The 26,103-nt window shown below is 71.8% G+C and carries 13 protein-coding genes; 6 read left to right on the top strand and 7 right to left on the bottom strand.

Going from position 1 to position 26,103, the window contains the following annotated elements:
* Positions 1-48 precede the first annotated feature (48 nt).
* The 3 genes from ACIBVP_RS20200 to ACIBVP_RS20190 all read left to right on the top strand — a co-directional run bounded on the left by ACIBVP_RS20200 (position 49) and on the right by ACIBVP_RS20190 (position 13,894).
* Positions 49-12,780 (top strand): SDR family NAD(P)-dependent oxidoreductase, encoded by a 12,732-nt coding sequence (locus ACIBVP_RS20200; protein ID WP_396107698.1) that lies wholly within the window; start codon positions 49-51, stop codon positions 12,778-12,780.
* 134 nt (positions 12,781-12,914) lie between these two features.
* Positions 12,915-13,748: a helix-turn-helix domain-containing protein gene (locus ACIBVP_RS20195; protein WP_396107697.1), complete on the top strand. Its 834-nt coding sequence runs from the start codon at positions 12,915-12,917 to the stop codon at positions 13,746-13,748.
* Positions 13,745-13,894, top strand: coding sequence for a DUF397 domain-containing protein (locus ACIBVP_RS20190; RefSeq protein ID WP_396107696.1), 150 nt, complete (start codon positions 13,745-13,747; stop codon positions 13,892-13,894). Before ACIBVP_RS20195 ends, ACIBVP_RS20190 begins: the two co-directional genes overlap by 4 nt.
* Here ACIBVP_RS20190 and ACIBVP_RS20185 read toward each other — a convergent pair.
* The 6 genes from ACIBVP_RS20185 to ACIBVP_RS20160 form a co-directional block, all read right to left on the bottom strand.
* Complete coding sequence (locus tag ACIBVP_RS20185; RefSeq protein ID WP_396107695.1) at positions 13,887-14,771, bottom strand: RNA polymerase sigma-70 factor; 885 nt, start codon at positions 14,769-14,771, stop codon at positions 13,887-13,889. The two genes, ACIBVP_RS20190 and ACIBVP_RS20185, sit on opposite strands and share 8 nt — an antisense overlap.
* Positions 14,772-14,782: 11 nt before the next feature.
* Positions 14,783-15,949, bottom strand: a complete 1,167-nt coding sequence (locus ACIBVP_RS20180; protein WP_396107694.1) for an NAD(P)/FAD-dependent oxidoreductase — start codon at positions 15,947-15,949, stop codon at positions 14,783-14,785.
* A 76-nt stretch (positions 15,950-16,025) separates the two neighbouring features.
* The gene (locus ACIBVP_RS20175) at positions 16,026-16,529 is read right to left on the bottom strand and encodes a hypothetical protein (RefSeq protein ID WP_396107693.1); all 504 of its coding nucleotides are present in this window, start codon (positions 16,527-16,529) and stop codon (positions 16,026-16,028) included.
* A gap of 90 nt (positions 16,530-16,619) precedes the next feature.
* Positions 16,620-18,188 (bottom strand): fatty acid--CoA ligase, encoded by a 1,569-nt coding sequence (locus tag ACIBVP_RS20170; protein WP_396107691.1) that lies wholly within the window; start codon positions 18,186-18,188, stop codon positions 16,620-16,622.
* Positions 18,189-18,216: 28 nt separating this feature from the next.
* The gene (locus tag ACIBVP_RS20165; RefSeq protein ID WP_396107690.1) at positions 18,217-18,777 is read right to left on the bottom strand and encodes an FcoT family thioesterase; all 561 of its coding nucleotides are present in this window, start codon (positions 18,775-18,777) and stop codon (positions 18,217-18,219) included.
* Positions 18,778-18,827: 50 nt separating this feature from the next.
* The gene (locus ACIBVP_RS20160) at positions 18,828-19,835 is read right to left on the bottom strand and encodes a BTAD domain-containing putative transcriptional regulator (RefSeq protein ID WP_396107689.1); all 1,008 of its coding nucleotides are present in this window, start codon (positions 19,833-19,835) and stop codon (positions 18,828-18,830) included.
* Positions 19,836-20,143: 308 nt separating this feature from the next.
* Here ACIBVP_RS20160 and ACIBVP_RS20155 point away from each other — a divergent pair, with 308 nt between their 5' ends.
* The 3 genes from ACIBVP_RS20155 to ACIBVP_RS20145 all read left to right on the top strand — a co-directional run bounded on the left by ACIBVP_RS20155 (position 20,144) and on the right by ACIBVP_RS20145 (position 24,712).
* Positions 20,144-22,459: a TOMM precursor leader peptide-binding protein gene (locus tag ACIBVP_RS20155; RefSeq protein ID WP_396107688.1), complete on the top strand. Its 2,316-nt coding sequence runs from the start codon at positions 20,144-20,146 to the stop codon at positions 22,457-22,459.
* Positions 22,460-22,571: 112 nt separating this feature from the next.
* Entirely contained in the window at positions 22,572-23,945 is a 1,374-nt protein-coding gene (locus ACIBVP_RS20150; protein ID WP_396107687.1) for a SagB family peptide dehydrogenase, read from the top strand.
* A gap of 161 nt (positions 23,946-24,106) precedes the next feature.
* Complete coding sequence (locus ACIBVP_RS20145) at positions 24,107-24,712, top strand: DNA-binding response regulator (protein ID WP_396107740.1); 606 nt, start codon at positions 24,107-24,109, stop codon at positions 24,710-24,712.
* 205 nt (positions 24,713-24,917) lie between these two features.
* On the opposite strand, the gene ACIBVP_RS20140 is transcribed toward ACIBVP_RS20145, so the two are convergent.
* Positions 24,918-26,057, bottom strand: a complete 1,140-nt coding sequence (locus ACIBVP_RS20140) for a sensor histidine kinase (protein ID WP_396107686.1) — start codon at positions 26,055-26,057, stop codon at positions 24,918-24,920.
* Positions 26,058-26,103 lie beyond the last annotated feature (46 nt).

The following is a 26,103-nucleotide window of genomic DNA, read 5'->3' as shown; positions in this document are numbered from 1 at the left end:
GGGACAGCATGAACGCTGGTACCAACGACTTCTAGCGAGGCTTACGACATGCCGCGTACCGAACTGCTCCGGCCGTTGCCCGAGTTGCTCAGCGAGAACGCGAGCCGGTACGGCGAACGGGTCGCGTTCGCCGACTCCCGGCGCGCGGTCACGCACGCCGAACTGGCGGTACGCACCGCCCGCGTCGCCGGTCATCTGGCGGACCTCGGGGTGTGGCCGTCGGACCGGGTCGCCGTGTTCACCGACGGGGTCACCGCGGTCGAGAGCATCGTGGCGATCAGCAGGGCGGGCGCGATCGCGGTGCCCCTCGACCCGGCCCTGGACGACGCCGAGCTGGCGCGGCTGATCGCCGACAGCGGCGCCGAGACGGTGATCACCGACGCGGACCGCGTCGCGCGCGTGCGCGCGCTGGACCCCGCGCCGCTCAACGTGATCGTCGACGGTGACGAGTTCGAGGCGCTCGCGACCACCGACGCCGACGAGCCCCCGCGTGACGACCTCGCGCTCGACGACCTCGCGTTCCTGGTCTACACGGCCGGCACGACCGGGCCGCGCAAGGGTGTGCTGTCCACGCAGCGCAACGCGTTGTGGTCGGCCGCCGCCGCGTACGCACCGGTCCTTGGCCTGTCCGAAGAGGACCGGTTGCTGTGGCCGCTGCCGGTGCACGACGGCCTCGCGCACCACCTCGCCGTGCTGGCCACGATCGCGGTCGGCGCCTCGGCGCGGTTCGCGGACGTCACGGACCGCGCCGCGCTCGCGGACAGCACGCTGGTCGCGGGCACCCCCGCCGTGCTGCGTGCGCTCCTCGACGCCGACGTGCAGCACCTGCGTGCCGGGCTCGCCGTGGGCGCGGCGAGCGACACCGGGCTGCGCGAAGCGTTCGCGGCCGCGTTCGACGCGCCGCTGCTGGACGTCTACGCCACCACCGAGACCTGCGGGCCGGTCGCGCTGAGCTGGCCGCGCGGCGCCACGGGCGGCGAAGCGCGCTGCCTGCCGGTGCCCGGCCTGAGCGTGCGCATCGTCGACCCGCTGACCGGCACCGACGTGGGCACCGGGCAGGAGGGCGAGCTGTGGGTCAGCGGCCCGAACGTGATGGCCGGTGGCTACCACAACCTGCCCGACGCGACCGCGTCCGTGCTGCGCACCGGCTGGTACCGCACCGGTGACCTGGCCCGCCGCGACGAGTCCGGCTACCTCACGGTCACCGGCAGGCTCGCCGACGTCATCGTGACCGGCGACGAGCGCATCCGCCCGGAACGCGTCGAGGCCGTGCTGCGGGACGTCGACGGCGTGACCGACGCGGCCGTCGCAGGACGGCCGGACGACGAGGTGGGCAAGGTCGCGGTCGCCTACGTGGTCGGGGACGCCGACGCGGCGGTGCTGCTGGCCGCCTGCCGTGACCGGCTGCCGCTCGCCGCGGTGCCGGTCGAGGTGTTCGCGGTGCCGGAGATCCCGCGCACGGCCACCGGTTCGATCGTGCGGCACCGGCTGCTCGCCACCCCGGCCCGGCTGCTCGCGACCACCATCGCCGACGAGCTGTTCACATTGGACTGGGAGCCGGTCACCGGCGCGGTCGCCACCGAGCCCGGTGACTGGGTGCTGGTCGGTGCTGGCGACCTCGCCACCGGCACCGAGCCGTTCGCCGACACCTACCCGGACCTGACCGCGCTGGTCGAAGCCGTCGCCGCCGGGCGCGCCGCCCCGGACGTCGCGTGCGTCGAACTGGACGCCGACGGCATGCCGCCCGGCGAGCCGCGTGCGTTCCTCGCCGACGAGCGGGTCGCGGTGACCCGGCTCGTCCTGCTGACCAGGGGCGCGGTGCACGCGGGTGGCTACTCCCCCGAGCCGAACCTGGCGGCCGCGTGGGCGCACACACGGGAGATCCAGAAGCGCTACCCGTGCCGCATCGCGCTCGCCGACGCCGACGCGGGCACCCCGTCCGCGTTGCGCGCCGCCGTCGCGTCCGGCCACGACGAGGTGGCGATCCGGTCGGAAACCCTGCTGCGGCCCCGTTTCGTGCCCGTCGCCGCGACCGCGGCGGGCCCCGCGCTCGGTGGCACCGCGGTGCTGGTCGGCAAGCCCGACGAGACCCTGACGCGCCACCTCACCGAGGCACACGGCACGACCGTGGTCACCGCGGAGGACGCCGCCGAGCTGGCCGCGGTCCTGGCCGACCGCGAGGACGTCACGGCCGTCGTGTGCGTCGACCCGCGGGACGCGACGGCGCAGTCGGCGCACGAGCAGACCCTCGCCCGCGAGCTGGCCGCGTTCGTGCTGGTCACGACCGGCTACGACACCCCGGCGACCGCGTTCGCCGACGCCCTGGCCCGCCACCGCGCGGTGCTGGGCCTGCCCGCGGTGTCCATCACGTGGTCGCCCAGCGGGTTCCTCACGCTGCCCGACGAGCGCCGCACCGCCATGTTCGACCTGGCGCTCGCGGCCGGCGCACCGACCGTGGTCGCCGCGCGCCGCAACGAGCTGGCCACCGGCTCGACCGCCATGCTGAACGCGCCCGGTGCCGAGGCCACCCTGGCCGCGCTGACGGAACGCCTGCGGGCACTGTCCACCGCGGACCGCGGCCAGGCCGTGCTGGACCTCGTGCACACCGAGACGATCGCGGTCCTCGACAGCCAGGCACCGGCCAGCCTGGACGCCGAGACCCCGTTCCGGCAGCTCGGTTTCGACTCGCTGGCCGCCGTGCAGCTGCGCGGCAGGCTGTGCGCGGCCACCGGTCTCGACCTGCCCGCCACCCTGATCTTCGACTACCCGACGCCGGACACGCTGGTCGAGCACCTGCTGACCGAGCTGGGTGTCGGCGCCGTGGCGGAGAAGGCCGCCGCGACCGCCGTCACCGCCCGCTACGACGAGCCGATCGCGATCGTCGGCATGGGCTGCCGCTTCCCGGGCGGTGTCACGTCCCCCGACGAGCTGTGGCAGCTCGTGGTCGACGGGGTCGACGCGGTGTCGCCGTTCCCGACGAACCGCGGCTGGGACCTGGCCGCGTTGTTCGACGGCGACGGCCCCGGCACGATCAGCGCGCAGGCCGGTGGTTTCCTGCACGACGCGGGCGACTTCGACGCCGAGTTCTTCGGCATCAGCCCACGCGAGGCGCTCGCCATGGACCCGCAGCAGCGGCTGCTCCTGGAGACCTCGTGGGAGGCGCTGGAGCGGGCGGGGATCGACCCGACCGCGTTGCGCGGCTCCGATACCGGCGTGTTCGCGGGTGTCCCCGTGCAGCACTACGGCCGCGGCGGGCACACCGAGGAGGACGGTGTCGAGGGCTTCCTCATCACCGGCATCGCGAGCAGCGTCGCGTCCGGCCGCATCGCCTACGTGCTCGGGCTCGAAGGCCCGGCGATGACGGTCGACACGGCGTGCTCGTCGTCGCTGGTCGCGCTGCACCTGGCCGTGCAGGCGCTGCGGTCGGGCGAGTGCTCGCTCGCCATCGCGGGCGGTGTCACGGTCATGTCCGGGCCGGAGACCTTCACCGAGTTCTCCCGCCAGAACGGCCTGTCGCCGGACGGCCGGTGCAAGGCGTTCTCCGACGACGCCGACGGCACCGGCTGGTCCGAGGGCGCGGGCATGCTGGTCGTGGAGCGGCTGTCCGACGCGCGACGCAACGGGCACCCGGTGGTCGCCGTGCTGCGTGGTACCGCGATCAACCAGGACGGCGCGTCGAACGGCCTGACCGCGCCGAACGGCCCGTCGCAGCAGCGCGTGATCCGGCAGGCACTCGCCAACGCGGGCCTCGCTCCGTCCGATGTGGACGCGGTGGAGGCGCACGGCACCGGCACGATGCTCGGTGACCCGATCGAGGCGCAGGCGCTGCTCGCGACGTACGGCCAGGACCGCGACCGGCCGCTGTGGCTGGGTTCGCTGAAGTCGAACATCGGGCACGCGCAGGCGGCGGCCGGTGTCGGCGGTGTCATCAAGATGGTGATGGCGCTGCGCAACGAGCTGCTGCCGAGAACGCTGCACGTGGGCGAGCCGACGACGAAGGTCAACTGGTCGGCGGGCGCGATGACGCTGCTGACCGAGCCCGCGTCGTGGCGCACGGGGAACGGGGTGCGCAGGGCCGGTGTGTCGTCGTTCGGCATGAGCGGCACCAACGCGCACGTGATCATCGAGGAGGCGCCGCCCGCGCCGGAGCCGGAACTGGCCATGGGCCCGGCCGTGGTGCCGTGGGTGCTGTCGGCGCGGACCGAGCAGGCACTGCGGGACCAGGCGCTGCGGCTGAAGACCTTCGTGGAGGCACGGCCCGCGCTGACCGCTGCGGAGGTCGGCCGGTCGCTGCTCGACTCCCGTGCCCGGTTCGACCACCGCATGGTGGTGACCGGCGCGGACCGCGACGAGCTGTTGGTGGGCCTGACCGCCGGGGTGCCGTTCACGGGCCAGGCTGGCAAGCTGGCGGTGCTGTTCACCGGCCAGGGCGCGCAGCGCGCCGGCATGGGACAGCAGCTCTACCAGGCGTTCGGAGAGTTCGCGACCGCGTTCGACGAGGTGATGGCGCACTTCGTGGAGCTTGCGGAACGAACATCAAACACAGTCGAGCCGTCGCTGCGCGAGGTGATCACCTCCGGCGACGGGCTCGACCACACGGGCAACACGCAGCCAGCGCTGTTCGCGATCGAGGTCGCGCTGTACCGGCTGCTGGAGTCGTGGGGCGTGCGCCCCGACTACCTCGTCGGGCACTCCATCGGCGAACTGGCGGCCGCGCACGTCGCCGGCGTCTGGTCGCTGGCCGACGCCTGCAGGGTCGTCGCCGCGCGCGGCCGGTTGATGCAGGCGCTGCCGACCGGTGGCGCGATGATCGCCATCCAGGCCACCGAGGCGGAGGTCCTGCCGCACCTGACCGACACGGTCGGGATCGCGGCGATCAACCGGGCCGACTCGGTCGTGATCTCCGGTGACGAGGCGGCCGCGCAGGCGATCGCCGCCGCGTTCACCGCGCAGGGCCGCAAGACCAAGCAGCTCACGGTGTCGCACGCGTTCCACTCGCCGCTGATGGACCCCATGCTGGGCGAGTTCCGGGCGGTCGTGGAGAGCGTGACGTACCGCGAGCCGGTCATCCCGATCGTCGGCGCGGACCCGACCAACCCCGAGTACTGGGTGAACCACGTCCGCGGCACGGTCCGGTTCGCCGACAACGTCGCCGCGCTGACGGCGTCGGGTGTGCGCACGTTCGTGGAGGCCGGGCCGGACGCGGTGCTGTCCGCGATGGTCGACGACGCGACCACAATCCCGGTGCTGCGCGCGGGCCGCGACGAGCTGCGGACCGTCGCCGACGCGTTCGGCCGCCTCGCCAGCGCGACCACTGTGGACAGCCAGGCGTTCTTCCCCGGCACGCGCGTGGTCGAACTGCCGACGTACGCGTTCCAGCGCCGCTCGTACTGGCTGCGGCCCGCCGATATCGGCGACCTCGGCGCCGCGGGTCTCACCGCGACCGGGCACCCGCTGCTCGGCGCGATGATGGGTGTCGCGGACTCGGACCGGCTCGTGCTGACGTGGCGGCTGTCGCTGCAGGCGCAGCCGTGGCTCGCCGACCACGCCGTGCTCGACACGATCCTGTTGCCCGGCACCGCGTTCGTCGAGCTGGTGGGCCGGGCCGCGGAGGCCACCGGCCACGCCACGATCGAGGAGCTGACGCTGCGGGCGCCGCTCGTCCTCACCCACGAGAAGCCGGTCGACCTGCAGGTGTGGACCGGGCGGCCGGACGAGCACGGCCGCCGCACGGTGGAGGTGTACTCCCGCCAGGTCGACGCTGATGGTGAGTGGACCCTGCACGCCGCCGGTGTCCTCACCGACGAGCAGCCGTCCGCACCGGCCACTGTGGACACCGAGTGGCCGCCCGCCGGCGCGGAACCGGCCGCGGTGGGCGACTTCTACGACTGGCTGCTGTCCCGCGGCTTCACGTACGGCCCGGCGTTCCAGGGCGTGCAGGACGTGTGGCGTGTCGGTGACGAGCTGTACGCGCAGGTGACGTTGCGCGAGGAGGAGCAGTCCGGCGCCGCCCGGTTCGGTGTGCACCCGGCACTGCTCGACGCGGCACTGCACCCCGTGGTGCTGCACCTGGACACGGGTGAGCGGAACGCGCAGGCGTGGCTGCCGTTCGCCTGGCGGGGTGTGCGGCTGCACCGGTCGGGCTCGACCGTGCTTCGGGTGCACCTGACCCCGGCGGGCACCAGCGCGGTCCGCGTGCGTGCGACCGACGCCGAGGGCAACCCGGTGCTGGACGCGGAGTCGGTGGCGCTGCGGCCGGTGTCGACCGACCAGATCGGCGGCGCCGCGACCCCGGTGGCCGCGCTGTACACGACCGACTGGGTCGCCGTGCCCACCCCCGTGGACCGCGACGACGTGCCGGTCCACGTGGTCGAGGCGGGCGCCCCGGTGCGGGAGGCCGTGCTCGACACGCTCACCGCACTGCGGGAATCACTGGAGAGCACGGGACGGCTGGCCGTGGTCACGCGGCCGGGCGACCTCGCGGGCTCGGCGGTGTGGGGCCTGGTGCGGTCCGCGCAGACCGAGCACCCGGACAGGTTCGTGCTGGTCGAGTCGGACGGCGACCTGGTCGACGCGGCCATCGCGGCCGGTGAGGCGCAGGTCGCGGTCCGCGACGGCAACCTGACCGTCCCGAGGCTCACCAAGGCGGAGACGTCCCCCTCGGACACGCCGCTGTTCGACCCGGCGGGCACGGTCCTCTTCACCGGCGGCACCGGCGCGCTCGGTGGCGCGCTGGCGAAGCACCTGATCACCACCCATGGCGCGCAGCACCTGGTCCTCACGTCCCGCCGCGGCACCGACGCCCCCGGCGCGGCCGAGCTGCGGGACGAGCTGACCGCGCTGGGTGCCCGCGTGGAGATCGCCGCCTGCGACGCGGCCGACCGCGACGCGCTCGCCGCGCTGCTGTCGAAGATCCCGGACCTGACGGGTGTCATCCACGCCGCCGGTGTCCTCGACGACGGCATCCTGGAGGCACTCACCCCCGAGCGGGTAGACGCGGTGCTGCGGCCGAAGGTCGACGCCGCGCTCAACCTGCACGAGCTGGCAGGCGACGTCGAACTGTTCGTGCTGTTCTCGTCGGTGGCGAGTGTTCTCGGCACCGCGGGCCAGGCGAACTACGCCGCCGCCAACGCGTTCCTGGACGGGCTCGCCGCGCTCCGGCACGCACAGGGCAAGCCCGCGACCGCGCTGTCGTGGGGCCTGTGGGCGCAGGACAGCGCGATGACCGCGAACCTGACCGAGGCCGACCGCGCCCGGCTCAACCGCGGCGGGGTGCTCCCGCACTCCGTCGAGGACGGCCTCGCCCTGTTCGACGTGGCCTGCCGGTCCGGACACCCGCACCTGGTGCCGGTCACGCTGGACCACGCGGCACTGCGTACCGCCACGTCCGCGCCGCCGCCGCTGCACGGCATGGTGAAGATCCCGCGCAAGCGCAAGAGCACGGGTCAGGCCGCGCTGGCACAGCAGCTGTCCGGGCGCAGCGACGAGGACCGCAGGGTGTTCCTGCTGGACGTCGTGCGCACGCAGGTGTCGTCGGTGCTGGCGCTGCCGGACCCGGACGCCGTGGGCGCCACGAACGCGTTCAAGCAGCTGGGTTTCGACTCGCTCACCGCGGTCGAGCTGCGCAACCGGCTCAACACGGTCACCGGGCTGCGACTGCCCGCGACGCTCACGTTCGACTACCCCACGCCGGACGCGCTCGTCGACTTCCTGCTCGCCGAGCTGGGTGACGGCCAGGAGCAGCAGGCGGTCACGACGGCCCCGGTGCGGGCGAGCGACGAGCCGATCGCCATCGTCGGCATGGCCTGCCGCTACCCGGGTGGTGTGTCCACTCCGGACGAGCTGTGGGCGATGCTCACCGCGGGCGCGGACGGCGTGACCGGGTTCCCGGCCGACCGCGGCTGGGACCTCGCGAACCTGTTCGACCCGGACCCCGACACCCCCGGCACGAGCTACGTCAGCCAGGGCGGGTTCCTGCTCGACGCCGCCGAGTTCGACGCCGAGTTCTTCGGCATCAGCCCGCGCGAGGCCCTCGCGATGGACCCGCAGCAGCGCGTGTTCCTGGAGACCTCCTGGGAGGCACTGGAAAGCGCGGGGCTGGACCCGAACGCACTGCGTGGCTCGTCGACCGGCGTGTTCACCGGCCTCATGACGCACGACTACGCGGCCCGCTCGGCCGCCGTGCCCGACGGCGTCGAGGGCTTCTGGGGCACGGGCACGGCGGGCAGCGTGGCCTCCGGCCGCGTCGCCTACACGCTCGGCTTCGAGGGCCCCGCGGTCACGATCGACACCGCGTGCTCGTCGTCGCTGGTCGCGCTGCACCTCGCGGCGCAGGCGCTGCGGTCCGGCGAGTGCACGCTCGCACTGGCCGGCGGTGTGACCGTCATGGCGACCCCCGGCCTGTACGTGGAGTTCTCGCGGCAGCGCGGCCTCGCGAAGGACGGCCGCTGCAAGGCGTTCTCCGACGCCGCCGACGGCACCGCGTGGGCCGAGGGCGTCGGTGTGCTGGTCGTCGAGCGGCTGTCGGACGCACGCCGCAACGGCCACCAGGTGCTGGCCCTGCTGCGCGGCTCCGCGGTCAACCAGGACGGTGCCTCCAACGGGCTCACCGCGCCGAACGGGCCGTCGCAGCAGCGGGTCATCCGCGCCGCGCTGGCGGGTTCCGGCCTCACTCCGTCCGATGTGGACGCCGTGGAGGCGCACGGGACCGGCACGGCTCTCGGTGACCCGATCGAGGCGCAGGCCCTGCTCGCGACGTACGGCCAGGACCGCGACCGGCCGCTGTGGCTCGGTTCGCTGAAGTCCAACGTCGGCCACACGCAAGCCGCGGCCGGTGTCGGCGGCGTCATCAAGATGGTCCTCGCGATGCGCAACGGCCTGCTGCCGAGGACGCTGCACGTCGCCGAGCCGAGCAGCAAGATCGACTGGTCGGCGGGTTCGGTGGAGCTGCTTACCGAGCCGGTGCCGTGGGAGCGGGGCGGCCGTCCGCGCCGCGCCGGGGTGTCGTCGTTCGGCGTGAGCGGCACCAACTCGCACGTCATCATCGAGGAGGCGCCCGCGGAACCGGTCGCCGAGCCGGCGGACGGCCCGCCGGTGGTGCCGTGGGTGCTGTCGGCACGGTCCGAGCAGGCGCTGCTCGACCAGGCCGCCCGCCTGAAGTCCTTTGTGGCGGCACGGCCGTCGCTGCGGATCGCCGACGTCGGCCGGTCGCTGGTGGAGAGCCGCGTCGGGTTCGACCACCGGGCCGTCGTGTACGGCACGGACCGCGACGAACTGCTGCGCGGGCTGGACGAGATCGCCCCGGACGTGGTGCGCACCGGCAGGCTCGCGGTGCTGTTCACCGGTCAGGGCGCGCAGCGGATCGGCATGGGCCAGCAACTGTACGAGGCGTTCCCGGTGTTCGCGGACGCGTTCGACGAGGTCTGCGCGCACTTCGAGGCCGACGTCCGCGAGGTGATCATCTCCGGCAGGGGCCTCGACGAGACCGGCAACACGCAGCCCGCGCTGTTCGCGTTCGAGGTCGCGCTGTACCGGCTGCTCGAGTCGTGGGGCGTGCGGCCCGACTACCTGGGCGGGCACTCGATCGGTGAGCTGGCCGCCGCGCATGTCGCGGGTGTCTGGTCGCTGGAGGACGCGTGCACGGTCGTCGAGGCACGCGGCCGCCTGATGCAGGCGTTGCCGACCGGTGGTGCCATGATCGCGATCCAGGCGACCGAGGACGAGGTCACCCCGCACCTCACGGACGAGGTCGGCATCGCCGCGATCAACGCACCCGACTCGGTGGTGATCTCCGGCGAGGAGGTGGCCGCGCTCGCGATCGCCGCGCGGTTCGCGGACCGCAAGACCAAGCGGCTCACCGTGTCGCACGCGTTCCACTCGCCGTTGATGGACCCGATGCTCGACGAGTTCCGGGCGGTCGCAACCAGCGTCACGTACCACGAGCCGGTCATCCCGATCGTCGGCGCGGACCCGACCGACCCCGAGTACTGGGTGCGGCACGTCCGCGGCACGGTCCGGTTCGCCGAGAACGTCGCGACGCTGGCCTCGCGGGGGGTCACGACGTTCGTCGAGGCCGGGCCCGAAGCGGTGCTGACCGCGCTGGGCGGCGAGGACTTCGTGCCCACCGCGCGCCGTGACCGCGACGAGGTCCGCACGGTCGTCGAGGCGCTCGGCAGGCTGCACACGCGCGGTGTGCGCGTCGACCTGTCCGCCCTGTTCGCGGGCGCGGGCCGGGTGGACCTGCCGACGTACGCGTTCCAGCACCAGCGGTACTGGCTGATCACGCGGGAGTCGGCGGGCAGCGCGGCCGGGCTGGGCCTCGGCGCGACCGACCACCCGCTGCTCGGCGCCGCGCTCGGGCTGGCGGACTCCGACCGGGTCGTGTTCACCGGCAGGCTGTCGCCGCGCGACCAGCCGTGGCTCGCCGACCACGTCGTGCACGGCGCCACGCTGGTCCCGGGTGCCGCGCTGGTCGAGCTGGCCCGTCGCGCCGCGGAGCACGCGGGCTTGGACGTGATCGACGAGCTGACGCTGCACGCGCCGCTCGTGCTGAGCGACGCGGTGCAGGTCCAGGTCGAGGTCGGCGAGCCGGACGAGACCGGGCTACGGACCATCCGGATCCACTCCCGGCACGAGGGCGCGGACGAACCGTGGACGCAGAACGCGAGCGGCACCCTCGGGACGGACGACACGGCGCCCGAGGTGTGGACCGGTGCGTGGCCGCCCGCCGACGCGACCCCGCTGACCGTGGACTACGACGCGTTCGCGGACCTCGGCATCGAGTACGGGCCCGCGTTCCAGGGCCTCACGGCGGTGTGGCAGCGCGGGGACGAGCTGTTCGCCGAGGTCACGCTGCCGGAAGGGGTGGGCGCCGACAAGTACGGCATCCACCCGGCGCTGCTGGACTCGGCACTGCACGCGATGCTCGTGCCCATGCGGCAGGTGATGCTGCCGTTCAGCTGGAGCGGCGTGCGCATCACCGGCCCGGCCCCGGCGACGCTGCGGGTGCGGATCGCGAAGACCGGCGCCGACGCGTACACGCTGGCCCTGGCCGACCGCACCGGCGCCCCGGTGGCGACGGTGGACACGCTGGTCGCCCGCCCGGTCGACGCGGCCGCACTGCGGTCCGGACCGGACTCGCTGTACCGGCTGGACTGGGTCCCCGCGAACCCCGGCACCGGCGCCGCGGACACGGACGTGCTGCACGTCGAGACCGACGACGTCCGCGAGGCGGTGACGCGGACGCTGTCCGCGCTGCGGCACGCGGACGACCGGCTGGCCGTGGTCACCCGCGGCGCGACGACCGGCGAGAACCTCGCGGGTGCTGCGGTGTGGGGCCTGGTCCGCTCGGCGCAGACCGAGCAGCCGGACCGGTTCACGCTGATCGACACCGACGTGGACGACGTCGACGCGGCCCTCGCGACGGGCGAACCGCAGGTGGCGGTCCGGGGCGGCGCGGTGCTGGTGCCGCGGCTGGCGAAGGCCACGGTGTCCACACCGGACACCAGGCTGTTCGACCCGGAGGGCACGGTCCTGATCACCGGCGGCACCGGCGCGCTCAGCGCGGCACTGGCCCGTCACCTGATCGACGAACACGGCGCCAGGCACCTCGTGCTGACGTCCCGCCGCGGCCCGGCCGCCCCGGGCGCGGCGGAACTGGCGGCCGAGCTGGGTGTGGAGATCGTGGCGTGCGACGCGGCCGACCGGGACGCGCTCTCGGCTCTGCTGAAGGACATCCCGAACCTGACGGGCGTCATCCACGCGGCGGGTGTGGTCGACGACGGCACGCTCGACTCGCTCACCCCCGAGCAGGTCGAGAAGGTGCTGCGCCCGAAGGTCGACGCGGCCTGGCACCTGCACGAGCTGGCGGGTGACGTCGAGCTGTTCGTGCTGTTCTCGTCGGCCACGAGCATTCTGGGTACGGCCGGCCAGGCGAACTACGCGGCCGCGAACGCCTACCTGGACGCGCTGGCGGCGCACCGGCACGCGGCGGGCCTGCCCGCGGTGTCGCTGTCGTGGGGCCTGTGGGCACAGGACAGCGCGATGACGAGCCACCTGTCGGACGCGGACCTGGCCCGCATCAACCGGGGCGGCGTGCGAGCGCACTCCGTCGAGGAGGGCCTGGCACTGTTCGACGCGGCGTGCCGCGCGGGTGAGCCGCACCTGGTGCCGATCAAGCTGGACCAGGCGGCACTGCGCACGGCGACGAACGTGGCGCCGCCGCTGCGGTCGTTCACGCCGAAGCGCCGCCAGCAGAAGGCGGCGGTCATCCCGATCGCGCAGCAGCTGTCGGGCCGGTCGGAGGAGGAGCAGCGCACACTGCTGCTGGACCTGGTGCGTACCAGCGTCGCCACGGTGCTGGCACACGGCACCCCGGAGACGATCGCGGCGGACCAGCAGTTCAAGCAGCTGGGCTTCGACTCGCTCACCGCGGTGGAGCTCCGCAACCGCCTGAACGCGGCGACGGGCCTGCGCCTGCCCGCCACGCTCACGTTCGACTACCCGACCCCGAAGGCGCTGGTGGCGTTCCTGCTGTCGGAGCTGGTCGGCAGTCAGGACAGGCAGCGCCTCCGCACGGTGGTCGACACGATCGCCAAGCTGGAGTCGGCGCTGGAGGAGCTGGGCCCCGACGCCGACGTGGCCGCGTCCCTGCAACGCCTGCTGACCAGGTGGCGTGACAAGACGGTGACCCCCGTCGAAGAGGAGAAGGACGACCTGGACGAGATCACCGCCGACGACCTGTTCGACCTCCTGGACGACGAACTGGGCGACGTGGCCTGACTGCGACGCCCGTCGTCACCTACTGGGTGAAGTTGTCGGGGAACCTGTTGCGGTGCCTCGAATCCACGTAGGACTACCGCTAATGTCCCTCTGGAAAGGGAAAACTCCTTTCCGCACCGGAAAGGGGACAGACAGTGGGTGGCGACCGTCGGCAACCGAGGCCACGAAACCGGCGCATCGGCGCGCGCCTGCGCGCGATTCGCAGGCAGCGCACGGATTTCTCGCTCGAAGAGGCAGCGGAGCTGTTGGGCTGGTCCCCGTCGACGCTCTCCCGTACGGAGAACGGAATCCGGGAGATCACGAGCGAGGAGGTCGCGACGATCGTGACCGCGTACCGGCTGCCCGCGCCCGAACGCGCGGAGATCATCAGGGACGCGAGGGCCGACAACTCGGCGGGCTGGTGGGACAAGCCGCTGCCCGGCGTCCCGGAAGAGATGGGCGTCCTGGCAAGCTATGCGGCGGAAGCGAACAGCCTCACCGACTGGGCTGTGTCACTGATCCCGGGCCTCCTCCAGATCGAGCCCTACGCGATGGCAGTCTGGCAGTCGGGAAGCGCCAGCGAGGAAGACGCCCAACTCCGTTGGGTGGCAAGGAAACGGCGACAGAAGATCCTCGGCAACATCGACTACACCGCTTTCATCCACGAGACTGCACTGTTCACCCCGTTCGGAGGCCACAAGGCGCACCGCGAACAACTGCTCCATCTGGCCAGCGCACGAGATCGAGGTATCGGCATCCGCATCATGCCGAGGCAACTGCCCTACGGAGGGGTTAGCCACAGCTGGCTGTACATGACGTTCCCCAACACGTCCCCGGTGGTGAACGTCGAGGTCGCTGGTGGAGGCGTGTATCTGTTCGATGATCAAGCTAAGCTCTATACCGAGAGACTCGCCTTGTTGAACCAGCTCGCCCTTTCCACCATGGAAAGCACGACGCTGTTGCGAACGCTTGTGAGGGAGTTCCGATGACTTGGCACAAGTCCACCCGCTCCGAAGACGGCAACTGCGTGGAAGTTCGGGGCGATCTTCAGGCGCTCCGCGACAGCAAGTCCCCCATCGCGGTCCTGCCCGTGAGCCGGGGCGCGCTGCGGAGCCTCCTCACGCACGTCAGATAAGGGTCACCGGCGTCTCCGACTCGACGTGGTGCAGCTTCGCCGGGTTGCGCACGTAGTAGAGCCCGGTGATCCGGTCCCCCGCGACCCGCACCGCCAGCACACCGTCGAGTTCGCCGTTCACACGCAGCATCAGCGCCGGGTTGCCGTTGACCACCGCCGGTTCCGCGGTGACCGCCACCTCGTACCTCGCGAGGCCGCCGAGCATGAAGCGGCTGACCTTGTCGGCCCCGGTCATCGGACGCGCCCACGCCTGCTTGACACCGCCGCCGTCGCTGATCGCGACCACGTCGGGAGCGAGCACGTCGAGCAGCCCCTGCAGGTTCCTGGTCTCGATCGCGCGCTGGAACGCCGCCACCGCCGCCCTCGTCCGGCTCGGCGACACCGCCTCCCGCGGCCGCCGGGCCTCGACGTGTTTGCGTGCCCGGTGCGCGATCTGGTGCACGGCGGCGGGCGTCTTGTCCAGCGCCTCGGCGATGTCGTCGTAACCCACGTTGAACGCCTCGCGCAGCACGAACACGGCCCGTTCGGTCGGCGACAACGTCTCCAGCACGAGCATGAGCGCCATCGACATGCTCTCCGCCATCTCGACGTCCTCTGCGACGTCCGGTGCGGTGAGCAGCGGTTCCGGCAGCCACGACCCGACGTACGCCTCCCGGCGGCGTTGCACCGCGCGCAACCGGTTCAGCGCCTGGCGGGTCGTGATCCGGACGAGGTACGCGCGCTGGTCGCGTACCTCGTCCACGTCGACCGCCACCCACCGCAGCCACGTCTCCTGCAGGACGTCCTCCGCGTCGGCCGCCGAGCCGAGCAGCTCGTAGGCGACCACGAACAGCAGGTTGCGGTGGGCGAGGAACGCCTCGGTCGCCGGATCACCCATGTCCGCGATCCTCACACGGCCACGGCTGCGCCGCGCTCCGCCTCGACGCGCCGTGCCCGCTTGCCGTCCTTGACCGGCCACCTGTGCGAACCGGGTTTGCGCGCCTCCCTCGCCAACTGCGAGATCGGGCTCTGGCACGACGCCTCCTTGAGCTTCGCGCCGAGCCTGCCCGCCACGTGGAGACCGATCGCGGTGTCGTCGAAGCGGGCGAACTGGAACACGCCCGCCCGCCGCCCGAGGCTGACGCACATGGCGGCGATGTTCAGGGTGAGGTCCGCCGGCCGGTCGCCCGCGATCCGGGTGAGCACCGTGTCGGCGGCGTACGCGCCCAGCGGCAGCGCGGCCTGAGCGCTCATCCGCAACGGCACGCCGGACGGCGCGGCGGCGTCGCCGGTCGCGACGATGCGGTCGTCGTCGACGCTGGTCAGGGTCTCGTCGGTGAGCAGGCGGCCGAGGGCGTCGGTGCGCAGGCCACTGCGCCGCGCCAGGTCCGGCGCGTGGAAACCGGCGGTCCAGATGGTCACGGCGCTCGGCAGCTCGCGGCCGTCGTCGAGCCGCACGGCGTCGGCGGTCACGGCGGTCACGGTCGCGGTGTCCAGCACGGTCACGCCGAGCTTCGCGAGCTCCTTGGCGACCGAACGCCTGCCGCGCGGGTGCAGGTAGGGCCCGAGCGGCCCGGCCAACGACACGGCCCGGCCCACTTCCGCCAACTCGGCGGCCACCTCGATGCCGAGCGGCCCCGCGCCGACGACGGTGACCGGTGCCCGCGACGGTGTGTCCGCGAGGACCGACCGCAGCCGCAGCGCCTCCTCCAGGCTCGTGACCGAGTAGGCGAACTCGGCGGCACCGGGCACGCTCGGGGTGGCGCCGCCGCTGCCGACCGCGTAGATCAGGTGGTCGTAGCCGACCGGATCACCGTTGGCCAGGGTGAGGGTGCGAGTGGGCGCGTCGATCCTCGTCACCGTGTCGACGACGAGCCGCACGCCGTCCGCGACGACGTCGACGAACTCGACGAGCGCGTCGTCGGAGCCGCCGACCAGCTGGTGCAGCCGCATCCGGTGGACGAAGCTGGTACGCGGGTTGATCACGGTGACGGTGACGTCGTCGCGCTGCGTGAGCCGGTTGGCCGCCATGACGCCGGCGTACCCACCGCCGATCACGACCACATCGGTGCCCATGGTGTCTCCTTCGCTCGAGGTCCGAGCACAAGACACCGCGGGGACGCGATTCCTGACATGGTGTGAGGCAGGCCACTCAGGCGAAGAGCCAGCCGAGCACGGTGTGCGAGGCGAGCACCAGGACGGCGCTCCACGTGGTCGCACCGACCACCAGCCACACCAGCAACCGCTGACGGGCCAGCCCCAGCGCGGCCCCCAGCACGGCGGACACCCACGTCCCGAACAGGGCGGGACCGACCAGTCCGAACCCGGCGGGACCGAAGCGGGTCAGCATCCGGCGCGCCTTCTCCAGCCGGGCGGCCTGCCGTTCGGGATCGGCCGCGCGCTCACGGCGACGGCGGAGGTAGCGGGCGGTCAGGCTGTAGCGGAGCAGCAGGCGCGGCCGGTAGCGGAGGCGGACCTTGCGCAGGCGGCGCACCCACTCCATCGCGAAGAGCGCGATCACGAAGCTCGCCCAGGCCCCCGCCGACACGGCGAGCACGGTCGCCCACGGAGGCAGCCGCAACGCCAACCCGACCGGCGCGGCGGTGGAAGGCCCGGCGAGGAACCCGGTCAACCACACCGACCAGAACCGCCCCATGGCCCACTCCCTTGAAGCGTCGGCCGCCCCGCCGCCCTGAAGGACCCCTTCAGCACGCACGCCCGGTGCCAAAGGGGTCCTTCAGCACGCTCAGCTCACCCGGCGCTCGTGCCCTTCCCAGAAGCGTTCCCGCAGCTCGCGCCGCAGGATCTTGCCGCTCGGGTTGCGCGGCACCTTCTCGATGAACTCGTAGTTCAGCGGCTGCTTGAACGTCGCCAGCTTCCCCTTCAGGAACAGCGCCATCTCCCGCTCCGTCAGCGTCTCGCCCTCCACCGGCACGACGAACGCGTGCACGACCTCGCCCCATCGCTCGTCCGGCACGCCGACGACCGCGGACTCGGCGACCTTCGGGTGCTTGCCGATGACGTTCTCGATCTCCGCCGGGTACACGTTCTCGCCCGCGACGATGATCATGTCCTTGATGCGGTCGCGGATGAACAGGTAACCGTCCTCGTCGAGAACGCCCGCGTCACCGGTGACGACCCAGCCGTCGACCAGCGTGCGCGCCGTCGCCTCCGGCAGGTTCCAGTACTCCAGCATCGCCGCCGGGGTCTTCAGCCACACCTCGCCGACCTCGCCCGGCGGCAGCGGGTTGCCCGCGGAGTCCGCGACCTTCAGCCCGAAGCCCGGGTACGCCCGCCCCGCGGCCTGCATGCGGCCGCTGTCCGGCGTGTGGTCGGCGGGCGGCAGGCAGACGGCCGTGTTGCCGGTCTCCGTCAGCCCGTAGATCTGCGCGAACTCGCAGCCGAAACCCTCGACACACCGCGCGAGCAGCCCGGCCGAGATCGGCGCGCCGCCGTAGATGACCTTGCGCAGCGTGGTGAAGTCGTCCTTCGTGACGCCCGGTTCGGTGAGCAGGAGCCGCATCATCGCGGGCACCAGGCACGCCGTCGTCACGCCGAGTGTCCTGATCAGCTCGACGGCACCCGCCGTGGTGAACTCGCGCATCACCACGTTGGTGGCACCGGCCGCGAAGCCCTGGTTCGCCCACCAGATACCGCCGATGTGGAACCCGGCCATGCCGATGAGGCTCACGTCCGACGGGTGGAAGTCGATCCACGTCTCCCCCGCCTCGGCGAGCGCGTTGCGGACCGCGAAGAAGCTGCGGTGCCCCAGCACGACGCCCTTCGGCAGGCCGGTCGTGCCGCTCGTGTACATCTGCACCAGCGGCGTGTCCGGCGTGACCCGGGCGAGCACGTTCGTGTCCGGCTGCCCCGCCAGCCACGCCGCGAACCCGGCACCGGGCGCGCCCGGCTCGTCCAGCCGCACGACCGTCGTCAGCGACGGCAGCTCCGGCGCCAGCCGGTCGGCCACCGCCTCCGCCGCCGTGTCCGCGAAAAGCACCGCGGTGCCGGAGTCGCGCAGGATGTGGTCGACCTCGTCGGCGGCCAGCCGCCAGTTGATCGGCACCAGCACCACGCCGCACTTCGCCGCGCCGAACAGCAGCTCGTAGTAGTGCTCGGACTCCTTGCCGAGGTACGCGACGCGGTCACCGGCGCGGACGCCCGCCGCGGCCAGGCCGTGCGCGACCTGGTTGCTCACCCGGTGCAGCGTCGCGTAGTCGATCCGGCGGCCCTCGCAGATCATCGCGATCGCGTCCGGCTGCTTGGCAGCGTGGGTGCGCGCCACGTCGACGAGCGTGCGCAACTGGGGTGCCACGATGTCCTCCTGTGTTACGAAAGTCGGGTCAGGCGGCGCGCACGGCCATGCCCGGCGGGTCGACCAGCGCCATGCCCACCTCGCCCTCGGCGTGGCCGCCGTTCGCGTCCCAGAAGCGGTACGGCATGTCGACCCTCAGCACGGGCCGGCTGCGGTTGGTCTCGGTGAACCCGCCGAAGGACACCTCACCGGAGAAGTCCGCCGAGTCGATCGGGCGCTTGAAGCTGCTGCCGTACCGCGCGATGAGGATGTCCGGCAGCTGCTTGGCCCAGTAGTCCTCCATGGTCCACGCGTCGAACGCGGCCAGCGAGCGCTCCTGCACGCACTTGGCGATCAGGTAGTACATGAGCTGGTTGAAGCAGATGGTGACCTCGACCGCGTTCAGGTGGCCGGTGTCGTCGATATAGCAGGGGAACGGGATGGAGAACCGGCCCTCGGCCCTCGCCAGGTCACCCGTCACCGTCACCGTCGCCGACTTCAGGTACTGGGTCTTCGGGCGCGCGTAGGGGCGTAGTACGTCCGAAAGCAGTTCCGGGTCGTTGGCGAAGTTGATTTCGCCGGAATTGTTGCTCGGCAATACCGTCATCATTTCCTCCTCCGCGCGCCACCGCATTCGGTTATGACCGTAATGTGCCGGGGTCATCCACCGGTAACAGCGGACGAATTCTCGCGTCGACGGGGCTGCGCGCCGCCGGTGCGGACGAGGCGGTCGAGCAGCATGTCCGACGTCAGCGACCGGTCCGCGAGCAGCGGGTCGGTCGACAGCAGCGCCATGTGCAGCGCCCGGATCCGGTCCGACGGCTCGATGCCCAGCTCGTGCAGCATCCGCTGCCGGAAGCGCATGTAGACCTCCAGCGCCGCCGACGCCCGGCCCGCCCGGTACAGCGCGATCATCAGCATCGTGTGCGCCGACTCGTGCAGCGGGTGCTCCACGACCAGCGACGCCAGCTCGCTGATCATCTCGCGGTGCCGCCCGAGGCACAGGTCCGCGTCGATCCTCGTGGTGTGGGCGTAGAAACGGCGCTCCTCCAGCCGCGCGACCTGTGCGCGCAGCAGGGTGCCCCACTGTCCGTGGTGGACGACGTTGCCCCGCCACAGCGCGAGCGAGCGGCGCAGGTCGTTCGCGGCCTTCTCGTAGTCACCGGCGTGCATGGCGGCCGAGCCCGCCGTGACGAGGTGGTCGAACTCGGTGATGTCCAGCTGGCTGGGGTCCACACGCAACACGTAGCCACCGGAACAGGTCTGCAGGACCTCGCGGGTGATGTACTCCACCGACAGGCCGAGCACGGCGCGGAAGAGCCTGCGCAGCTTGAACATGTACGTCTGCAGCGTCGAGTGCGCGGTGCGCGGAGCGCCGTCGCTCCACAGCTCGCGCGCCAGCACCGAGGCGCCGACGGGCTTGTTGGCGTTGAACAGCAACGTGGACAGGATCAGCCGCAGCTTCGGCGCGCTCGGGGCCACGTCCAGGTCCCCGTGCCGGATGACCAGCGGGCCGAGCAGCTCGAACCGCAGGTCGGCGAGCGGGTTGCCCTCGGTGCGCGGACGCACGAGCGCCGAGGCCTCGGCGGCGGCGTCCTCGTCCGGCTCGGGCTGCGACGTCGACTCCAACAGGGTCGCGAGGAGGGCGAGTTTCTCCTCGTGCGTCATCGTTCCCAGTGCGTCTAATTTGGTGACCATTTCGGGACCTCGCAATCAGCCAGATCCACCGCACTTTCCGCCGCCGGCGGGGTGTGCCAGCGGGATAGTCCCGGCAGGATGCGACGATCGTTGAACATGGATATCAGGACATCTCACGGTATTCCGGCACGGCCCCTCGCCGATAGTGACGGCGTCATAAATGGGCAGTGAGTAACCGAGGTACAGCACATGAGAGGCGCACTTGTCCAGTACCACGCGCGCCACGCACGCTTGGGTTCGAGCGGGGCTCAAGCGCAGGACGAGTGCGAGGAGGAGCGATGACCACCTCAAGCAAGGAGAGCGGGTTACGGATCGGCTTCAAGCGGCACCTACGGGCGCACGTGGTGGCCGGTGAAGCCGTGTACCTGCTGTCCGAGCGGGACGCGACGTCCGTCGCGGGCGCGCACGTCGAGGCACTGGCCCCGTTGCTCGACGGCACCCGTGACCTGGCCGAACTGTGCCGCGACATCCCCGAGGGGCTCACGCTCGCGGAGGCCGGTTCGGTCGTCACCCGCCTGGTCGACGCCGGGCTGGTGACGCTGCGTGAACCGGTCGACGGTATGGACCCGCCCAGCCTCGCCTACTGGGAGGCCGCCGGGCGGGAGCCGTCGGAGGTCGTGCACACCCTGCGGCGCACCGCCGTCTCGACGATCTTCCTGCCCGCCGACGACGGCGCCGGTGACGGCATCGACGGCGCCGCGGCGACCGCCGCGCTGCGCTCGGCGGGCCTGACCACCGTGCCCGGCACCCCCGACCACCTCGCCGAGGACGCCGCGCTGTCCGTCGTCCTGTGCGAGGACTACCTCGACCCGCGGCTCCCCGGCATCGACGCCGTGCACCGCGCGGCGGGCCGTCCCTGGCTGCTCGCGAAGCCCGGCGGCACGCAGGTGTGGATCGGCCCGGTCTTCGGGCAGGAGGACCAGGCGTGCTGGCACTGCCTCGCCCACCGGCTGCGCGGCCACCGCCAGGCCGAGACCCACCTGCGCGCGCTGGTCGACAGGAACGTCCCGCTCATCCCACCCGCGGTGTCGCTGCCCCCGCTGGGCGCGGCCGCGCTGAACCTGGTCGCACTGGAGGCGGTCAAGTGGGTGGCGGGCCTGCGCAACGAGGGCCAGCGCGCGGTGTGGACGCTCGACAGCCTCGACCTCCACGGCCGCCGCCACGATCTCCGTCCGCGGCCGCAGTGCCCGGCCTGCGGCGACCCGGAGCTGATGAGCGAGCAGGCCCGCCTGCCCGTCGAGATCGGGCACGTGGCGAAGGTCAGCCGCAGTGGCGGCGGCCACCGAGCCATGCCGCCGGAAGAGGTGCTCGCCACCTACGAGCACCTGATCAGCCCGGTCACCGGCGTGCTCAAGGAGATCACCAAGGACTCGCGCGGCCCGTCGTTCTTCAACTCGTTCCGCGCCGGCCCGAACCTCGCGCTGAACGTGCGCAGGCACTTCGAGCACATGCGCTCGGCCCGCGCGGAGAACGGCGGCAAGGGCATCACCCCGTTGCACGGCAAGGTGAGCGCGCTGTGCGAGGCGATCGAGCGGCACAGCGGCTACTTCCACGGCGACGAGGAACGTGTCGTCGCGAGCTACTCGCAGCTCGTCGGTGAGGCCGTGCACCCGGCCGACTGCCTGCTGTTCGACGAGCAGCAGTACGCGAACCGCGCGGCGTGGAACGCCTCGCACTCGTCGTTCCAGTACGTGTGCGACCCGTTCGACGAGGACGCGGTCACCAGCTGGACCCCCGTGTGGTCGCTCACCGAGCAGCGGCACCGCCTGCTGCCGACCGGGATGCTGTACTTCGACGTACCCGCCGAACTGGGCGGCGGCGGTTCGCTGTCGGCCGACTCCAACGGCAACGCGGCGGGCAGCAGCGTCGAGGACGCGTTGCTGCAGGGGCTGTTGGAGGTGGTCGAGCGAGACGCGGTCGCGCTGTGGTGGTACAACCAGACCCGAGCGCCTGGGGTAGACCTCGACAGCTTCGGGGTGCGCTGGATCGACGAGCTGCGTGCCGTGTACGCGGCTCTGAACCGCGACGTCTGGGTGCTGGACGTGTCCTCGGACGTAGGGATTCCGACCATGGCCGCGCTGTCTCGTCGCACCGACGGGCCACGTGAGGACGTCATGTTCGGGTTCGGGGCGCACCTGGACCCGGAGGTCGCACTCATCCGGGCGCTCACGGAAATGAACCAGTTGATGCCAGCCGTCGTGGCAGCCGGTGACGGAGGAGACTACGACTGGTCCGACCCCGACGCCGTGCACTGGTGGCGCACCGCCACCTGGGACGGCATGCCGTACCTGCGGCCGGATCCCGCGGTGCGGCCACGCACACCCGCCGACTACCGGCACGTCCCGACGACGGACCTGCACCAGGACATCACCGAGGTGCGGGACCGGCTGGCGGGCCTGGGACTCGACGTCATGGTCCTCGACCAGACCCGCCCGGACGTCGGGCTGCCCGTGGTGAAGGCGATCGTGCCCGGCATGCGTGGTTTCTGGGCGCGGTTCGCGCCCGGCAGGCTGTTCGACGTCCCCGTACGGCTCGGGAGACTGACGGCCCCGACGCCGTACGAGCAACTGAACCCGATCCCCCTATTCGTGTGACGTGATGTATTACGCGGGCGGCGTGTGCACGCACACCGAGGAGCGACAAGTGCCATCGGACCCCGGCGCTCCCCCCTGCGTGAGCCTTCCCCTGTGGTCCTTCAGGGACGACGTGGTCATCGAACCGGCCGTGGGCGGCAACCTGGTCGTGCTGACCCGCTGGGGAGACGTCCGGGTGGACTCGCCAGCGCCGGCGATCGTGGACAGCCTGTACCGGATGACGCTGGGCCCGGTCGCGCTCACGAACGTCGACGACCTCGACCGCGACGACCTCCGCGACGTGTTCACGCGGTTGCCCGGGTGCGTCGTGCGGTCGCTGGGCCTCCAGGAGACGGCGACACCGCTGCTGTCGGCGGTGCCGCTGGCGCCGGGCGAGGTGCTGGAGCTGCCGGAGATCGACGAGACGGTCCCCGTGCGGCTGTCCCGGTTCGCGGTCGTGCGGGAGGACGCCGGTGAGATGGTGGTCGAGTCGCCGCTGTCCCGCCACCGGATCGTGCTGCACCGGCCGCTCACGACGTGGGTGGTCGGCACGCTCGGCCGGGCGACGACGGCACTCGACATCGCGCACGCCATCAACGTGACGCTGGCGCTGACCGCCGAGATCCTCGGCTACCTCGTGGCCACCGGCATGGTCGTGACGGGCGAGATGGCGGGCGGGCGGGCCGTGTTCGCCGAGGACACCGATCCGGACCTGCGCATCTGGTCGCCGCACGACCTGCTGTTCCACTCCCGCAGCAGGCTCGGCAGGCACGACGACCCGGCGGGTGCCGCGTTCCGCAACGTGCCCGACCTGGCGCCGCTGCCGGTGGTGCGGCCGGTGCCGACGGGACAGCGGTTCCCGCTGTACCGCCCGGACCTCGCCGCGAGGCCGGACGAGATGACGCTGACGCAGGCCGTCGAACAGCGCCACTCGGTGCGCGAGTTCGCCGACGATGGCCCGTCCACACGGCAGCTCGGCGAGCTGCTGTACCGGGCGGCGCGGGTCCGTTCGCAGACCGAGGCGGTCGGCGCGGGCGGGGTCCGGTACCCGGTGTCGGCGCGCCCGTACCCGAGCGCGGGTTCGCTGTACGAGCTGGACCTGTACCTGACCGTGGACCGCTGCGACGGCCTGCCGCGCGGCAGCTACCACTACGACCCGGAGGGCCACGCCCTCACACTCGTCAACGCGGACACGGCGCACGCGGACGAGCTGCTGGACAGCGCCATGGTGTTGATGGGGGCGCGGCGCAGGCCACCCGTCCTCATCACCATGACGGCCAGGATGGGACGGCTGTCGTGGGTGTACGACGGGATCGCCTACGCGACCACGCTCAAGCACGTCGGTGTGCTGCAGCAGACCCTGTACCTGGTCGCCACGATGCTGGGGCTGGCCCCGTGCGCGGTGGCGACGGGCGACAGCGAGACCGCGACGACGGCGTTCGGCCTCGACTGGCCCGCCGAGGTCAGCGTCGGCGAGTTCGTGATCGGATTACCGAGGACAGAGTGATGACGGAACGCACCTGGTCGAACGCGGTGAGTGGCGGACCGTTCCGGTTGCGCCGAACGGCCGAGAACGGCGGCCACGAACCGGATAATGATGACTGCGTAGCCGTACGACGGCGTGATACAACACAGGGCGGATCGGGCAGCTCGGAGGTACATCCGCGAATGATCAAGGTCATGCTGGCCGAGGACATGCACATGGTCCGCGGGGCACTTGTCGCGCTGCTGAACCTCGAACCCGACATCGAGGTGGTGGCGGAGGTCTCCAACGGCACCGACATCCTGCCCACGGCCCAGAAGTTCAAGCCCGATGTGGCTGTCGTCGACATCGACCTGCCCGGCAAGGACGGTCTCACCGCCGTGGGTGAGATCCACGAACACCTGCCGGAGATCAGAACCCTGATCCTGACCGGCTTAGGCAGGCCCGGCAACTTGCGCCGGGCGTTGTCCGCGAAGGTGACTGGATTCTTGTTGAAGGACGCGCCCCCGGCCCAGTTGGCCGACGCCATCAGGAGTGTCGCGGCGGGACAGCGGGTGGTGGACTCGCAGCTCGCGATGGCGGCGTGGGACAGTGCCGAGTGCCCGCTGACGGCGCGGGAGACCGAGGTGCTGCGGTTGACCGCCGAAGGGTTGCAGGCGGTGGACATCGCGTCCCGGTTGTTCCTGTCGGTCGGCACGGTGCGGAACTACCTGACGACGGTGATCGGCAAACTCGCCGCCCGCAACCGGGTCGATGCCATCCGCATCGCCCGCGAGGCCGGGTGGCTCTGAGGCCCGGTCGCGGTGGGGGTCGGCCTCCGGCCCCCGGTTGCCAGCCTGCCACACGCCACCGACATTTCCGGGCCGCGTGACCGTCGCCTGTGGATAACCGTCGCCTGTGGATAGTCGAGCCGTGGACCGCTCTGCCCCGCGCCCGTGCCGATGGACCTTCAGTGCCGTTGAGCGAGGGCCCCGTTCGCGCGGGGCCCTTCACCCGTCAGCGTTTCCGCTCCATCCGCAACGGCACGTCCACCTTGAGCCGGAACTCGTTCGGCTCGTGGTCGACGGTCACCGTCCCGCCGATCTCACCGGCCCGCACCGACAGGTTGTGCAACCCGCTGCGCCCGCGGTCCCTGGGCGCCTTCGGGTTCGGCTGCACGTCGTCGTTGACGATTTCGAGTGTCGCGCGGTCCTGGGTCTGACGAATCGTGATCTCACAGTGCTTGGCTTTGCTGTGTCGCAGCAGGTTTGTGACACCTTCGCGCAACACCGTCGCGAGGACCGTGCTGACGCGGACCGGGAGATCCGTGTGGTCGCTGTCGAGCCGGACGCTGATGTCGGCCGCCTGCAACACCGACACCGCCGAGCGGCACTCGTCTTCGAGCGACAGCTCGCGGTAACCCGTCGCGACCGTGCGGGCGTCCGACAGCGCCAGCCGGGAGATCTCGAGGATCTCCAGGAGCTGGTCGCTCGCCTCCTGCGGCGATTTCTCCAGCAACCGGTGCGTCAGTTCAATTTTCAACGTAATTGCGGAAAGGCTGTACCCGAGCAGGTCGTGCAGGTCCCTGGCGAACCGCAGCCTTTCCCGCAGCACGGCCATGCGCGCGATCTCGGCGCGGGTCGACTGCACCTCGACGACCAACGCCGCCAACCTGGACAGGCCGTAGACGACCAATCCCGTGGTCACGGTGGAGATCGACGTGTACAGGATGTCCACCGGCGCACCGGTGAACTCCAACTGGGCGAACCCCATGCTGGCGACGATCAGGCAGAACGACGCCCACGCCGCGATCGGGCGCAGCACGAGCAGCACACTGCCCGCGAGGAAGCCCGGCATGCCGACCCACGCCTGACCGAAGATCAGGATGGGCAGGTACACCAGGCACGCCTGCGCGGCGAGCATCCCGTAGCCGATCTTCGACCGCACCGGCGCGGTCGAACGGCCGTACCACAACAACTGCATGACCAGCAGCGCGACGATGCAGCCGAACGACAGCACGATCTCGCCGATGCTGATCGGCAGGAACAGCACGTGCAGGAACCCGATGAGGCTGATACTGACGAAGACCGCGGTCACCACGCCGACCGCGAGTCGCGGCGCGGGGAACGAGACGGTTCTGTCGACTTCCGACGTCACGGGTGCGGCGGACGTTTCCACGGCGTGCCCCGGTGCCGTCAGCGTA

Source organism: Actinophytocola sp. NPDC049390 (assembly GCF_044466355.1).
Classification (GTDB): domain Bacteria; phylum Actinomycetota; class Actinomycetes; order Mycobacteriales; family Pseudonocardiaceae; genus Actinophytocola.
Note: the sequence above shows the minus strand (reverse complement) of the source record. Positions and strands in the feature narration are given on the sequence as shown.